Raw genomic sequence first — 15390 nt, forward strand, 5'->3', positions numbered from 1 at the left:
ATGACACCCACGAACCCGACCGCCGCCCCGTCCGCCGCGACCCCGGCCAGCGACACCCCGGTCGTGGAGCTGCGCGGCGCGGGCAAGGCGTACGGCAACATCCGCGCCCTGCACGGCGTGGACCTGACCGTCCACCCCGGCAAGGTCACCTGCGTCCTGGGCGACAACGGCGCCGGCAAGTCCACCCTGATCAAGATCATCTCGGGTCTGCACCAGCACACCGAGGGCGAGTTCCTGGTCGACGGCGCGCCGGTCCGCTTCACCACCCCCCGCGAGGCCCTGGACGCCGGCATCGCGACGGTCTACCAGGACCTGGCCACCGTGCCCCTGATGCCGGTGTGGCGGAACTTCTTCCTCGGCTCGGAGATGACGAAGGGCCCCTGGCCGTTCCGCCGCCTCGACATCGAGAGGATGAAGCGCACCGCGGACGCCGAACTGCGCAACATGGGCATCGTCCTGGACGACCTGGAGCAGCCCATCGGCACCCTCTCCGGCGGCCAGCGCCAGTGCGTCGCCATCGCCCGCGCCGTCTACTTCGGCGCCCGCGTCCTGATCCTCGACGAGCCCACCGCCGCCCTCGGCGTCAAGCAGTCGGGCGTGGTCCTGAAGTACATCGCCGCCGCCCGCGACCGCGGCCTCGGCGTCATCTTCATCACCCACAACCCCCACCACGCCTACATGGTCGGTGACCACTTCAGCGTCCTGCGCCTCGGCACGATGGAACTCTCCGCCGCCCGCGACCAGGTCACCCTGGAGGAACTCACCAACCACATGGCGGGCGGCACGGAACTCGCGGCCCTCAAGCACGAACTGGCCCAGGTGCGCGGGGTGGACGTGGAGGAACTCCCGGAGGAGAAGGACCTCACGGCACCGGTGGCCACCGCGCCGAAGGACGGGGCGGCCTGACCGAAGGCGGCCAGGGGCCGCGCGATGACGAGGGGGCCCACCGTTCGGCGTGGCCCCCTCATCGCACCCTGCCGTTCCAAGGCGTCGACGGCCCCTACCTGACGCTTCTTGAGGAGCACTTGGCTGGCGATCGCCTTGCTGTTCGGTTACCAGGCCGTCACCATGAGGTGTGCCGCCCGGAGCCGTACGCCGAGGAGACGCCTATGGACAGCTACGAGCAGCCTTTCGCCACGAGCGTCGTCAGGGACTTGCACGACACCTCGCTGGCTGAGGTACCGGAGTCCGCGCAGGAGTCGGCCGTGGCAAGGATGCTCGCGGGAGGCGGGGAATCGGTGGCCGCCTTCCAGTCGTCGCTCTGACCGGCCCGGCCGGAACCCGGGGGACCGTACCGGTGATCGCGGCGACGCGGCCCTTCCGCCAGTTCGTGATCAAAGTGCACAGCCGTTGCGACCTGGCGTGTGACCACTGCTACGTCTACCAGCACGCCGACAGGAGCTGGCTGGGGCGCCCGGTGACCATGTCGGAGGAGACGTTCCGCCGCACGGCCGAGCGGATCGCCGAGCACGCCCGCGCACACCACCTCGCCCGCGTGCACGTCATCCTGCACGGAGGAGAGCCCCTGCTCGCCGGACGGGAACGGCTGCGGGGCTTCGCCCGCACCCTGCGCTCCGCGCTGCGCGGCGTGGCCGAACTGGACCTCCGTATGCAGACCAACGGCCTGCGCCTGGACGACGAGTTCTGCGCGATGCTGGTGGAGGAGTCCATCGTGGCCAGCATCTCCCTCGACGGCGACGAGGTCTCCAACGACCGTCACCGGATCCGGCGCGACGGCTCCGGCTCCCACCGGGACGCGGTGCGCGCGGTGCGCCTCCTGGGAGCCCCCGCCCACCGCGCTGCCTTCGGCGGCCTGCTGTGCACCATCGACGTCCGCAACGACCCCGTGGACGTCTACCGGGCGCTGGCCGAACTACGGCCGCCCGCCGTCGACTTCCTGCTGCCGCACGCCACCTGGGAGTACCCGCCGCCCCGCCCCGGCGGCGACACCGACTACGCGGACTGGCTGATCGCGGTGCACAAGCAGTGGACCGCCGACGGCATGCCGATGCGCATCCGGCTGTTCGAGTCGATCAGCCGGTTGACGCATGGCCGCGGCAGCCTCACCGAGGCACTCGGCCTGGGCAGCTCCGACCTGCTCGTGGTCGAGACCGACGGCGCCATCGAACAGGCGGACTGGCTCAAGACGGCCTACCCGGGCGCCCCCGAGACCGGAATGCACATCGACACCCATCGCCTGGAGGAGGCCGCCGCCCACCGCGGCATCCAGGCGCGGCGCGCGGGACTGGACGGGCTGAGCGCCCAGTGCCGTTCCTGCCCGGTGGTGTCCGTCTGCGGCGGCGGCCTGTACGGGCACCGCCACCGAGCGGCCAACGGCTTCGACAACCCCTCGGTCTACTGCTCCGACCTGCTGAAGACCATCGAGTACGTCCAGGCCGTCGAACGCGACGACGCCGACGTCCGCCACGGCTGGCACGGCCTGACATGGACCCACTTCGACGAACTCGCCGCCGGACACGGCAGTGCCGCCGCCATCCGGTCCCTCGCGGCGGCCCAGAACAGCCAGCGCCGCGCGCTGCTGGCCGCCGCCCGCCGCGCGGACCCGGGGACGGCCTCGGGACCCGGCTGGGAGGCGGTCCTCGCGCTGCCCACGGCCGCGCTGGACGTCCTGCTGTCCGACCCGTATCTCCGCGTGTGGGCCTTCGCCTGCGGACGGTCGCTCCGCAAGGCCGAGGGGCACCCGGCCGAGGCGGCGCTGTCCGCGGTCGTCCGTACCGGTGGCCGGCTGACCCTGCCCGTGCCGCTGAGGGACGGCCCCGACGGCCCGGAGATCCATCTCCCCGGCCTGGGCAGGCTGTTGGTCGGCCGTGACAGTGGTGCCCATCGGGCCGGGACCGTCACCGTGACGGCCTCCGACGCGACGATCATGGTGGGCGGCCGCGTTCTGGGCCGGGAGCGGTCCCCCCGGGGCACGGTCTGGCAGCCACTGCGGCACCTGTACGCGGACGGACTCGAAGTCGCCCTGGACGATGTGGACCCGTCGCGCGACTGCTACCGGTACCGACCGCTGCCCCGGCTGCCGGAGGCCGATTTTCGACGCTGGGAGGAGATGTTCGCTCAGGCATGGCGGCTGATCCGCTCCGCGTACCCGGACTACGCCCGGGCCATCGCCGCCGGACTCGTCACGGTGACCCCGCTCGCCCCCGACCCGTCCGGCGACGACGTGAGCGCCACCTCCCGGCACGCGTTCGGGGCGGTGGGCATCGCCCTTCCCCGCTCGGCCGAGGACCTGGCGATGCTGGTCATCCACGAGTACCAGCACGTCAAACTGGGCGCGATGCTGGACATGTTCGACCTCCACGACGGTCTCGACGACCGCCGCTACCGCGTCCTCTGGCGCCCCGACCTCCGCCCCCTCGAGGCCGTCGTCCAGGGCGCGTACGCCCATCTCGCGGTCGCCGACGTCTGGCGGATCCGGCGCCGCCGGGGTGCCGCGGACATCGGTGCCGAGCTGCACGAGCGGGCCCGCCTGGAGGCCGACACATGGCGCACCGCCGTGCTGGAGGCCCTCGACGCGGTGGCCGAAACCGGCTCGTTGACCGCCCTGGGCCGCCGCTTCGTCCGCGGTCTGCGGGGTGAGGCGGAAACACTGGGCGGTGTAGCCGAAACCGGCCCGGTCGCGGTGTAATGGTCCGCCAACTCCCGTTCCCCGCAGTCATGTCGGATACAACTTGCTCTGGGCCGACCCCTGGTACCGGCAGTGGTTCTGGCGTTCCAATGGATCCTGGAGGAGATTCGGCTTGCGAGGCTCGGGGCCCTGGGAGGTCCGAGGTGGGCGCGACGGGGGAGCGGAAAGGCGAGTCCATGGTTCAGGCGGCTTCTCAGACGGTTCAGCCGTCGGATTCCTCCGATCCGTATGTGTTCTTCATGAGTTACGCCCGGACGCCGTTGAAGAGCGCCCGGGTGAAGAAGGACTCGTCGGATCTGGCGCTGCAGGAGTTCTACACGCTGTTATGCAGCAACATCATGCAGTTGACCGACCATGACGGTGAGGAGCCGCCCGGCTTCCTCGACCAGCGCATGGACACGGGTGTCGACTGGGAGAACCGGATCAAGCACGCCCTGGCCACGTGCCGGGTCTTCGTGCCGATCTACAACACCCGGTACTTCACCAGGGAATGGTGCGGGAAGGAATGGGACGCCTTCGCGAGGAGGCAGGAGGAACAGCTTCGTACCCGGGCGTACACGGGCAACGCGATCGTCCCCGTGCTGTGGGTGGGGGAGCAGCATCTGACCATGCCGCCCGTCGCGGCGAAGGTGCAGTACGCCATCCCCAGTCTGGGTAAGGATGGTAAGGACTACGTGCAGGCCGGCCTCTACGGATTCAAACAGGCGGGCCGCCGCGGGATTTACCGCAACTCGGTGTGGTCACTCGCCGAGATGATCGTGAAAGTGGCTCAGCAGACCAACCTTGAACCGTGCGACGTGGAGCTGTTCAAAGACCTCCGGAACGTCTTCGAGGGGGAATAGCAGGATGCCGATGTTCTTCATGAGCTATGCGCGGGTACCTGCTCCCCGACACCGGGACGCGTCGCAGGATCCCAACCGCCTGGTCTTCCAGTTCTTCGACGAACTGTGCGCGGATGTCGCACGTCACGCGAACGTCTCCCTCGACGAGGCCGGATTCGTCGAGCGGCCCGGCACCTCCAGCGAGAATTCGATCAACGCGCTCTTCGGCTGCCAGGTCTTCGTTCCGCTGTATTCGAAAAGGTACTTCAGCAACCCTCAGTGCGGCCGGCAATGGACCGCCGTCACCGAGAGCACCCTGCGGGGGGTCCGGCCGGACATCGTGCCGGTGCTGTGGACCCCGCTCTCGCCCACCGTGCTGCCGCAGCGGGCCAAGGACCGGTACCCCGAGGAGCCGGAGGGCATCGGTGAGGCGGCGGAGGACTACGCCAGGCAGGGGCTGCACCGGTTGCTCGATCAGAGACTCGATCCGGCCGAGCGACGGGACCCCGAGGACGAGCAGGCCGCGGCCCGGGTGGCCCAGGTGACCGACTGGCTCGCCCGGCGCATCGTCGACCTGGCCGCGCGGGTGCCCAGGCGGCCGGACACGTCCGGCGGACGGAAGCCCGTGCTGCCCGTGACACTGGCCGGGCTGGACGACGCCTTCGCCCAGCCGCCGTTCGCCTCCCCCCTGAACATCACCGTGCTGGCCCCCACCGAGGCCCAGTTACCCGTCGGCAGGGACGACACCCTGTACGGCCCCGGCGTCGCCGACTGGCGGCCGTACGGCCAGGTCGTGGGCCCGCTGGTCGAGCAGATGAAGGCCACGGCCCGCAACCTCGGCTTCGAGCCCACCGTGGTGCCCTTCCACAAGATCCAGGCGGAACTGCACAGCACACAGCTCCCGAGCGCCCCATGGGTCCTGGTGGTCGACCCCTGGGCGCTGGAGAACTCCCAAATGGCAGCCCAGGCACGGGAGTTCGACAGGGTGCGGCGGCCATGGACCGCGGTGCTGAGTACTCTGGCGGGGGACGACGCGCAGACCAAGGAACAGTCCGACCGGCTGCACGGTCTGCTGGCGGCGCACTTTCCCCGCTTCCTCAGCGAAGGACGGGCGGGAGAGCAGGAAGCGGTCCGCGGACTGGCCGGAGCGGACGTCTTCACACGCTGGTTCAGCGAGTTGGCCGTGGCCGCCAAGATCCGCTACTTGCGGTACATTCATTCACAATTGTCCCGGAGTGGCGACGCCGTCCGGGGCGATCCGGAAACCGATCCGGACCTGCCCCGACGGCCCGACGGAGCCAGGGACAACGGGGTATCGAGCGACGGACGTCGCGTGGAGGGCAGGCCATGAGCGGCGAGGATGCGCGCAGGATCATCACCTTCTACTCGTACAAGGGTGGTACGGGAAGGACGATGGCGCTCGCCAACACGGCGTGGATCCTGGCCTCCTCCGGCAGTCGGGTGCTGGTGGTCGACTGGGACCTCGACGCTCCGGGCCTGGACCGCTTCCTGCATCCCTTCCTGAGCGAGCGGCAGCTTCGTGAGACGCCCGGGGTGCTGGAACTGGTGAGCCGGTCGACCCACTTCATGGTCTCCACGCAGGGCGGCGCCGGTGAACTCGCGCACCCTGGCGAACCGGCGTCGGAGTACCCCGGAGTGGTCGACCTCGGAGCCTCCGACGGCATCACCCTCAACAGCTGCATCATCCAGGTCGATTGGGACTTCCCCGACGGCGGCCACCTCTACTACCTGCCGGCCGGCACGAAGAACCAGGGGTATCTGGCGGCGTTCTCGCAGTTCGACTGGAAGCACTTCATGGAGGGCCCGCTCGCCACGAGATTCCTCGACGGGCTCAAGCGCGAGTTCCTGGAGAACTTCGACTACGTCCTCATCGACAGCCGCACCGGCCTGAACGACATCTCGGACATCTGTACGGTCAGCCTTCCGCACACGGTGGTCACCTGCTTCACCCCGAGCAGCCAGAGCATCGAGGGCGCCGCCGGTGTCGCCGAGCGCATCGACGGCATGCTGTACGGCAACCGCGACATCAGGATCCTGCCGGTCCCCATGCGGGTGGAGAACGCCGAGGCGGACCGGCTGGACGCCGCCCGGGGCCAGATCCAGTACCGCTTCGACCGGATCGTGCGCAAACACATCCCGGAGCGCGACCCCGAGGACTACTGGGGCAGCGTGGAGATCCCCTACCGCCCCATCTACTCCTACGAGGAGACGCTCGCGCCGTTCCGCGAGCAGCCGGGCGACCCCAAGAGCCTGCTCTCCGCCTACGAGAGACTCACGGCGGTCATCACCGACGGCCAGGTCGACTCCATGCCCCGCATCGAGGAGTCGGTGCGCCGCAAGACCCTCGACCGGTACACCCGCCATCGGCCGCCGCGCATCTCCGACGTCTATCTGAGCTTCGTCCCCCAGGACCGCAGCTGGGCCAACTGGGCGGGCGCGGTGCTGGAACACGCCGGCTTCAAGGTCCACATGGCGCAGGAGAATCCGACCGACGGCGGGCAGGCGCGGGACGAGATCGAGCGGGGCGTGGAGGCGGCCTCCTACACGCTCATCATCTTCTCCGAGGACTACATCAGGTCCTCCCGGTACCGCGCCACCTGGGAGGCGGTCTACGCGGAGAGCGACCGGCGCACCCACCAACTGGTCTCGATGCAGGTCGACCGGCAGGTCTCGCTGGAGCCGCCCTTCAAGGAGCAGCTCGCGGACATGACGCGCTGCAACAGCACCGAGACCGGTCGCGCGGCTCTGCTGAAATGGTTCGGCAGAAGCGGGGAGTCGCTGACACGCAATCACTTCACCGGGGGCGAGCCGAAGCTCCCGCGTTTCCCGAGGACCGAGCCCCGGGTCTTCGGCGTACCGCTGCGCACCTCGTCCTTCACCGGCCGTACGGAACTGCTGGAGGGCATCCGGGAGAAGCTGTGGAAGGGTGACGCGCGCGCCCTCGTCCTCAAGGGGATGGGCGGCGTGGGCAAGACCCTGCTGGCGCAGGAGTTCGCCTACCGCTACAAAAGCGACTACGACGTCGTCTGGCACATCCAGGCCGAGCAGAAGATGCTGGCCCTGGAGCGGTACGCCGGTCTGGCCGAGCAACTCGATCTCCAGGAGCGGACCAACCCGACCGACACGGGTGAAGAGGTCTCCAAGTTCCTCAACGGCGCCGAGAACTTCGACAGCTGGTTGCTGATCCTGGACAACGTTCCGGAGCCCGACCACCTTCCCGAGTTCATGATGGACGGCCGGCGCGGCCACATCCTGGTCACGAGCCAGCGGGCCGAGGGCTGGGGACGGTTCGTGGACACCATCGACGTCCCCGTCTTCGAACGCCACGAGAGCATCGCCCACGTGCACAGCCGACTGCCCGACTGCAGTTGGACCGAGGCCGACCAGATCGCGGACGCCCTCGGCGACCTGCCGATCGCGATCGAGCGGGCCGCGGCGTTCATCGAGCAGACCAGGGCCGACGTACGCGACTACATCAAGCAGATCCAGCCGCAGGCCGCCGGCGACCCCGACGACAAGACGGTCGGGGAGGTCGTCAAGAACACCTGGGAGTTCGCGCTCGGGCAACTGAGGGAGAAGTTCCCTCCGGCGGTGAAGCTGCTGCAGATCTGCTCGTACTACAGTGCCGAGCCGATCTCCATGGACCTGCTGGAGGGCTTCGAGGTCTCGCGTGCCCTGGGCGGCGTCCGCACGGTGTCGCGCGCGTACAAGGAGCTGAGCCGGTTCTCCCTGGTCACCGTCGACCGGAAGGCGCGCAGCGTCACCGTGCACCGGATGATGCAGGCCGCCATGCGGAAGGAGATGACCGAGGCGGAGCGAGAGGCCGCGCAGGAGGTCGTCTACCGCTCGCTGATCGCCGCCCGGCCCAGCGGGGACGACCCGGAGAACCCCAACACCTGGGAGAACTACCGGATCATCTGGCCGCATCTGGGCACCCCGTGGGCCGAGACCGCTCCGGACGAGGGCATCAAGGAACTGTTCGTGGACCGCGTGCGCCAGCTGCGCCGTCGGGGCGAGCTCAGCCTGGCGATGGAGTACAGCCAGAAACGGGTCGCCGCGTGGTCCCAGGAGGAGGAGGTCGACGAACGCTGGACGCTGCACATGCGCTTCCAGATCGCCAACATCCTCCGCGCCCAGGGCAGATACGAGGAGTCGCTCGCCCTGGACCAGGAAGTCCTGGCACGACAGCTCGAAGTGCTCGGCGACGAGGACGACCAGCACATTCTGATGACCACCAGTAGCATCGCCGCCGACCTGCGGGGCCTGGGCCGACTGAAGGAGGCCCTGCGCTACGACGAGGAGACCTACGAGCGCTACGAGGCGATCTACGGCGAGGACCACGCGAGGACCCTCAGCGCCGCCAACAATCTCGCGGTCGCCCTGAGACTGTCCGGGGATTACAAGCGGGCCCGCGACATGGACCGCAGGACACTGGAACTGCGCGAGGCGATCCAGCTCCACGACCACCCCCTCACCATCGAGTCGGCGGTGAACCTGGGCCGGGATCTGCGTGACTGCGGCGACTACGAGGAGTCCGTGACGCTGCTGAGCCGCGCCTACGAACGCTGTCTGCGCAACCCTCGTCTCACCCAGGGCTCGCCCACGGTGCTGAACACGGCCAAGGGTCTGGCCGGTTCACTGAGGCGGGCGGGAAAGGCGGCGGAGGCGGAGGAACTCGTCCGCCACGTGCTGCGCAGCACACCCGAGGGGGAGAAGGGGTCCACGTCGGAGCGTCTGGTGCTGGAGATGGGCCTGGCCGGCGACATGGCCGCTCAGGGCCGGGTCGACGAAGGTCTGGCCCTCATCCGCCGGGCCCTGCACGACCTGCGGGAGACGCTCGGCGAGATGCACTCCCACACCATCGCCTGCTCGGTCAACTACGCGGTCCTGTTGCTGGACGACGGTGTGGCCATGCGTCCCGAGGCGGCGGCCGAGGCCAGGGAGCTGCTGCGTCAGGCCCGGGACAGGTTCGCGCAGCTCAACGGCGAACATCACCCCTTCGTCCTGATCTGCCATGCGAACCTGGCGGTCGCGGAAGCGGCGCTGGGAAGCTGGGAGGAGGCCCGGAAGACCAGCAAGGAGGCGTACGACCTGCTCAAGGAGGTGCTTGAGCCCACTCACCCGTCGACGTTGACATGTTCCGGGAACCTGTCGGTGATCCTGAGCCATCTGGGCCGGGCCGACGAGGCCCGCAAGCAGCACAACGACACCTTGGCGGCCCTGATCAAGCGCATCGGCAGCGAGCACCCCCGGGTGACGGCCCTCCAGACGTGGAACCTCAGCTGTCTGGACCTGGAACCGCATCCGATCTAGCCCTGGCGGGTCCAGCCCTGACGAGCGGGGTGCATCGGACCAGTCGGACGGTGCGGTCGTGGCGGGTGAGAAGCCCACGGCCGCACCGGGTGGACGCTGTCAGGCCGCCTCGTCGCGCACCCAGGCCAGTACCTGGGGCAGGGCCGGCAGGGCCGCGAAGTGGGCCACCGACGGCTGGAGCACCGCCTTGGCCGTGGGGATCTTCTTGGCGAGCCAGCGGAAGTGGGAGACGGGGGCGAAGATGTCGCGTTCACCGTGCCACAGCATCACGGGCACCGAGCCGTCGATCTCCTTGAGATCGAATCCCCAGTCCCTGCGGAACGCCACCAGGTCGTCCACCCACCCGGTCGGTGCGGGCGGTTGCTCCGCCGCTCCCTCGCCCTGCTCCCCGTCGCCCACCGCGGAAAGGTAGTTCACCAGCAGCTGCCGGCGGATGCCGGCGTTCTCGACGACCACCCGGTCCTCCTCCGGCATCTCCTCGCGCAGCGAGGCGAGGAACAGGGCGGGGTCCCGGCGGATGGTGTCGGCGTTTCGGGCCAGCAGCGCACCCAACGCGGACACGTCGGGCGCGTGGGCGTCGAGCAGGTCGTACGTCGACACATTGGACTCGGACATGCCCTCACGCCAGTGGAGTCCGTCGTCGGCGTCCGGTGGGGCGAGGGAGACCAGCGCGGCGGCACTCGCCACCTGGCTGCCGATGTTCCGGGCCGCACAGGCGAGGGCATGGGGGGCGCCGCCGGATCTGCCGACGACCGAGTACTTCTTGAGGTCCAGATCCTGTGCGATGGTGTTGATGTCGTGAGCGGCGTCGACCACCCTGCGGTGGGGGTGGCGTTGGGAGCCGCCGTACCCCGGCCGGTCGTAGGCGATCAGACGGATGCCCAGTTTGTGGAGGTCGAACGTCCTGGGCCGGGGGCCGAGGCGGCTGCCGGGTGTTCCATGCAGCAGAAACACCGGGTGCGAGTCGGGATCACCCCAGGTCTCATAGGTGATCACTCGTCCGTCGACCGGTGTTTGCACTGTCCTAACCACCCGATGCCCTCCCGTTGCCAGCGACTGTGGACTGGAGTGCGGGACCTCCCAGCATCGCGCAAGGGAGGCCGCGCTCCTAGTAGTTGCTCAGCCGTTCTGGCTAGGTGTGGCGGGTTCATGAGTATCCGTGGGCCGTCGGCTGGTCAGGCCCCAAGGTAGTGCACCGGGCCATGGGGTGCCCGGGGAGCGAGGAAAACATGGTGCGGAGGTGGGCGTCAGGGTGTAACGCCCCTGTGCTCAGGCGGTGCTGCCGCCGTCACACCGTCGTGCCCGGCGGCAGGAGGACGGCATGATCACCCTCCCGGGCTAGTACGGAGGGTGACACACCGTGAAGGATGCGTCTCACCGTCCGCCGGACGGCTCCGGGCGGTGTACTCCACGTGGCCGATAGTCGAGTTGGTCGGACCGCCCCAGCAGATCCGCCAGCAGCCAGACGATCGCCAGCCACATCTCCGTGCCCTGCAGGCCGGGCTCGGGGCCCGGCCCCGACGTACCCGGGCCGAAGCCGAAGCCCTGGCCGTCCTGCCAGCGCGAGAGGGTCCTCGTCAGCTGGGCCTCGGCCCAGGCGCGGATGTCGGCCGAGCGGTAGCCGGTGCCGTCCGTCCTGGCGCCCAGTTGGCGGGTGCAGAGCCAGAGGGGATGGGCGACGTCCAGGACGTTGCAGGCGTTCTCGGTGCCGGGGGTGAAATGGCGGGCGTCCCGTGCATGGTCCAGGACCGCGTCCACGACCCGCTCGGGGTGCGGGACGGGGACGCCGAACTGGGCGAAGGAGCCCCGCGTGAGGCGGTAGTAGCCGTTGACGACCTGGAGGCGCCCCGTGGTGGCGGAGGGGCTGCCCCACATGCCGGTCCAGGGGTCGGCGCGGGTCAGCAGCCAGCCGAAGAGAGCCTCCAGGGTGCCCGCCGGCTTCCGGTCCGCCGTGGCGTGCCGTCTGTTCCAGTGGGCCGCCGTGGCCCAGGCGTCGATCCACGCGCCCGCGCTCCACGCGCCGTTCTCCCAGGGCAGTGCCTCCAGCCGGGCGACCAGTTGAGGGGCGGTCATCTCCGCCACCCCGCGGGTCGGCCGCGGGAAGGAGGCACCGAGCAGATCCAGCGCGTACCCCACCGACAGGACGTGGTAGAGCGCGGCGCCCTCGCCGATGAAACCGTCCGCCTCCGGCGGGGGCAGTGGTTGGCCCGTCTCGGGGACCAGACCGGTCTCCGGGTCCTGGAGGGCGGTCAGCCGGGCGATGTGCTCGTGTGCGGGCAGGTGGGGGGGAGGGGAGCCGAGCAGCAGGTCCGCCGTCTCCACGGCGTCGCAGTGCGCGCGAACGGTGGGGGCGGCGCCGGGACGGTCGACGTAGTGCTCGCCGTCCCAGCACCGGTCGAGGATGTCGGCGGCCTGCGCCCGCGCGGTGTCGGCGAACCGGGCGAGGGGGTCGCCGCCGGTCCGGGCGCCGCCCGTCCGCCGGGCGCCCGTCTCCCGCCGGTCGCGAAGACGCCGGGCGGGGTTGCCCGCCGCCACCGTCCAGGGCGGCAGGTCCTTGGTGACGACCGCTCCCGCCCCGATCACGCAGTGGTCCCCGATGGTGACGCCGTCGACGACGACCACGTGCGAGCCGATCCAGACGTCGTCCCCGACGGTGATGCCCCGGCTGGTCTGCGCCTGACGGAAGACGGGGCGGTCGGGGGCCGTGGAGTGGTTGAAGCCGAGGAGGGAGGTGTGGGCGCCGATACGTACCGCGTTGCCGAGGGTCACGGTGCCGCGGACCACGGTGAACGGGTTCAGGGTGCAGTCCGTGCCCGTGGTGAGGTGACCGGTGACATAGGCGTGCGCGGCGATGTACGAGTCGTCGCCGAGACGGAGGAGGTCGGGGAAGACCGCCGCCGACTCGGCCACGTAGCACCGTTCTCCCACCTCGCTGTCGCCGCCCAGCGACTGCTGCCGCTCCCGTTGCGCGGTGCGCTGCTCCTCCGACGCCTCCTTCTCGAACAGCCAGGGGCAGTGGTCGAAGTGCCGTACGGATATGGGGTGATCCATAAGAGGCACGCTAGGCAGATGCCGGGCTCGCGAGGAAGAGGGCCGTTGGGCTCGCGAGGAAGAAGGCCGCTGGGCTCGCGAGGAAGAGGGCCGTTGGGCTCGTGAGGAAGAGGGCCGTGTGGCCCGCGAGGCAGAGGGCCGTGTTGGGGCGGCCGGGTGAAGCCGTCCGCCGACCGGTGCGGCGTGCCGCGACGACCCCGCACATGACTGATCCTTTTGTCATTCAAGAGGATTTTCCGCCCTTTGCTCTCGTGTGTCACCGGGATGGGTCATGCGCATCAGCTCCAACGCCCCGCCGCTCACCGCACCCGTCACCGTGCCGTCCGCCGTGCCCCCGGTCCTCGCTCCCCTGGCCGTCGTGGCCGGAGCGTTCACGCTCGCCCAACTCGTCCTCGTACCACCGGGGATGGGGCTGGGCTGGGACGAGTCGGTGTACGTCAGCCAGGTCAGCCCGCACGCGCCGGCCGCCTTCTTCAGCGCGCCACGGGCGCGCGGGGTCCCCCTGCTCGTCGCGCCCATCGCGGCCTGGTCGTCGTCCACCGAACTGCTGCGGGTCTATCTGGCGCTGCTGTCCGGAGCGGGGCTCTATCTCGGGCTACGGGTCTGGCACGGGCTGTTCCCCGTGCGGGTGCTGGCGCTCGCGGGAGCACTGTTCGCCACCTTGTGGGTGACCCTCTTCTACGGACCCCAGGCCATGCCCAACTACTGGGTGGCCGTCGGGGCGCTCGTCACGGCGGGATGCTTCCTCCAGGCGCGGGCGCGGGCGCGGGCGCGGGCGCGGACGGGGGCCCGTGCGTGTACGGCGCTCTGGGGAGCCGCCGCCGGCACCGCGCTGATGGCCTGGATGCGGCCCACGGACGCCGTGTGGGCCACCCTGCCGCTGCTCCTCCTGCTGGCCGGTGCCCGGAACTGGCGGCAGCCCCGCCTGCTCGCGGCGATGGCGGCCGGGCTCGGCACCGGCGTGGGGGCCTGGGCGGCCGAGGCGTACGTCCGGTACGGAGGGCTCGCCCGGCGACTGGACGAAGCCTCACGCGTCCAGGGCGGCCTGGGCTGGAACATCGCCGTCGACGACCAGCTGCGCGGCCTCGTGGGGCGCACGCTGTGCCGCCCCTGCACCGGTGAGCTGCCGCACGTGGCCGTCTACGCGTGGTGGTTCGCCCTGCCGGTGCTCGCCGCGGTGGGCACGGCCGCCGCCTTCCGGGCGCGACGCCGGGCGCCCACGCTGGTGCTGCTGGCCTGCGCCACCACCGCCGCCCTGCCCTACCTCTTCTTCATCGGATACGCGGCCCCCCGGTTCATGCTCCCCGCGTACGCCCTGCTCGCGATCCCCCTCGCCGACGGACTGCTGAGCCTGGTCACCGGGCCGGGCGGCGCGTGGCGGCCGGTGGCGGGGACACTCGTGGCGCTCGCCCTCACCGGGCACCTGGCGGTGCAGTACGCGGTGCTGACGCGGACCGTCGAACGCACCACCGCCTGGCACCGCGACTGGGACCGGGTCGCCGCCGACCTGCGACGGCTGGGCGTACGCCCGCCCTGCCTGCTCACCGGCGACTACGCCATCCCCATCGCGTACTACGCCGGGTGCGCCTCCGCGGCCGTCCACGGCAACAACGCCAACATCACCCGCGACGGCATCCTGCGCACCGCCGAGAGCATCCCCGTCGCCGCGCTCGTGGCACCGGGCGGCACCCCGCCCGAGTACGCCCGCTCCTGGCCCGCCCACGGGGTCGCCGGGTTCCGGCTGCACGTGGCGCCGACGGGGCGGTAGACGGAGGGGGAGACGAGGGCGGCAGACGGAGGCGGAGGCGCGGTGCCACGTCGCCGTGCCGGTGCGCACGGCGGCGTTCACCGGGGCCCCCTCCGGCGGTGGGACCGGAACTCCCGCGGGTGGCGCCGCGCCCCGGCGGTGTTGCCGGCCTTGACCACCAACGCCCCGACCGCCGCGAACAGCACCGCCAGCAGCAGACACGCCACCGTGACCCGTCCGAAGCCACCGACACCCCGGTCGGGGTCGAGGAACGGGTAGGCGTACCAGTCCGTCACCGCGCCCCGGACCAGGCTGTAGCCGACGTAGAGGAGGGGCGGGAGCAGCCAGGACACGGCGCGCGGGTAGCGCACGCGGCGGCGCGGCGGGTCGACCAGCCAGTCGGCGATCATCACCAGGGGCAGTGCCTGGTGCAGCACATGGTCCGCCCACGACGGCATCAGCGTGTCGTGGAACTCGGTGTCGACCAGCCCGTACACGAACCCGCTGACCGCCATGTACAGCACCACCGCACCTCGCGCCATGTCCGGCACCCCGCGCCCGCCCCGCCTGTCGCGCAACCCCGCGGCACCCGAGGCCAGCAGGACGACGCACGCCGCCATGGCGCTCAGGATCGTGAAGTGGCTGAAGAAGTCCACGAGGCCGGTCGCCGACGTCGCGGCGTCGTGGCCCGCGAAGCCCAGGGCCACGGCCGACAGGACAGCCAGGGCGATACGTGACAGGGAGAGAGCGAGCGTCATGCGCCCAGAGGTACGGGCGGACCGGGCTCC

At 70.5% G+C, this 15390-nt stretch carries 10 protein-coding genes; 7 read left to right on the forward strand and 3 right to left on the reverse strand.

From position 1 onward, the window contains the following. The 6 genes from ACZ4Z2_RS20175 (at window position 1) to fxsT (ending at window position 9804) form a co-directional block, all read left to right on the forward strand. Entirely contained in the window at window positions 1–906 is a 906-nt protein-coding gene (locus ACZ4Z2_RS20175; RefSeq protein ID WP_468077835.1) for an ATP-binding cassette domain-containing protein, read from the forward strand. A 203-nt stretch (window positions 907–1109) separates the two neighbouring features. Then, the gene (gene fxsA / locus ACZ4Z2_RS20180) at window positions 1110–1265 is read left to right on the forward strand and encodes an FxSxx-COOH cyclophane-containing RiPP peptide (RefSeq protein ID WP_468077837.1); all 156 of its coding nucleotides are present in this window, start codon (window positions 1110–1112) and stop codon (window positions 1263–1265) included. Window positions 1266–1297: 32 nt separating this feature from the next. Continuing rightward, entirely contained in the window at window positions 1298–3649 is a 2352-nt protein-coding gene (locus ACZ4Z2_RS20185) for an FxsB family cyclophane-forming radical SAM/SPASM peptide maturase (RefSeq protein ID WP_468077838.1), read from the forward strand. 176 nt (window positions 3650–3825) lie between these two features. Then, window positions 3826–4491, forward strand: coding sequence for a TIR-like protein FxsC (locus ACZ4Z2_RS20190; RefSeq protein ID WP_468077840.1), 666 nt, complete (start codon window positions 3826–3828; stop codon window positions 4489–4491). 4 nt (window positions 4492–4495) lie between these two features. Further along, entirely contained in the window at window positions 4496–5821 is a 1326-nt protein-coding gene (gene fsxC / locus ACZ4Z2_RS20195; protein WP_468077842.1) for an FxsC protein, read from the forward strand. Next, complete coding sequence (fxsT, locus tag ACZ4Z2_RS20200; RefSeq protein WP_468077844.1) at window positions 5818–9804, forward strand: FxSxx-COOH system tetratricopeptide repeat protein; 3987 nt, start codon at window positions 5818–5820, stop codon at window positions 9802–9804. Before fsxC ends, fxsT begins: the two co-directional genes overlap by 4 nt. A 99-nt stretch (window positions 9805–9903) precedes the next feature. Here the strand turns inward: fxsT and ACZ4Z2_RS20205 are convergent, their stop codons facing one another. Beyond that, entirely contained in the window at window positions 9904–10836 is a 933-nt protein-coding gene (locus ACZ4Z2_RS20205) for an alpha/beta fold hydrolase (RefSeq protein ID WP_468077846.1), read from the reverse strand. A 342-nt stretch (window positions 10837–11178) separates the two neighbouring features. Next, window positions 11179–12855, reverse strand: coding sequence for an acyltransferase (locus ACZ4Z2_RS20210; RefSeq protein ID WP_468077847.1), 1677 nt, complete (start codon window positions 12853–12855; stop codon window positions 11179–11181). Window positions 12856–13261: 406 nt separating this feature from the next. Between ACZ4Z2_RS20210 and ACZ4Z2_RS20215 the strand changes: the two genes are divergently transcribed. After that, window positions 13262–14623 (forward strand): hypothetical protein, encoded by a 1362-nt coding sequence (locus ACZ4Z2_RS20215; protein WP_468078136.1) that lies wholly within the window; start codon window positions 13262–13264, stop codon window positions 14621–14623. Window positions 14624–14700: 77 nt separating this feature from the next. Here the strand turns inward: ACZ4Z2_RS20215 and ACZ4Z2_RS20220 are convergent, their stop codons facing one another. Beyond that, window positions 14701–15360 carry a Pr6Pr family membrane protein gene (locus ACZ4Z2_RS20220; protein WP_468077849.1) on the reverse strand — a complete coding sequence of 220 codons (660 nt, stop codon included), beginning with the start codon at window positions 15358–15360 and terminating at the stop codon, window positions 14701–14703. Window positions 15361–15390: the final 30 nt, after the last annotated feature.

Source organism: Streptomyces sp. NPDC030183 (assembly GCF_055573455.1).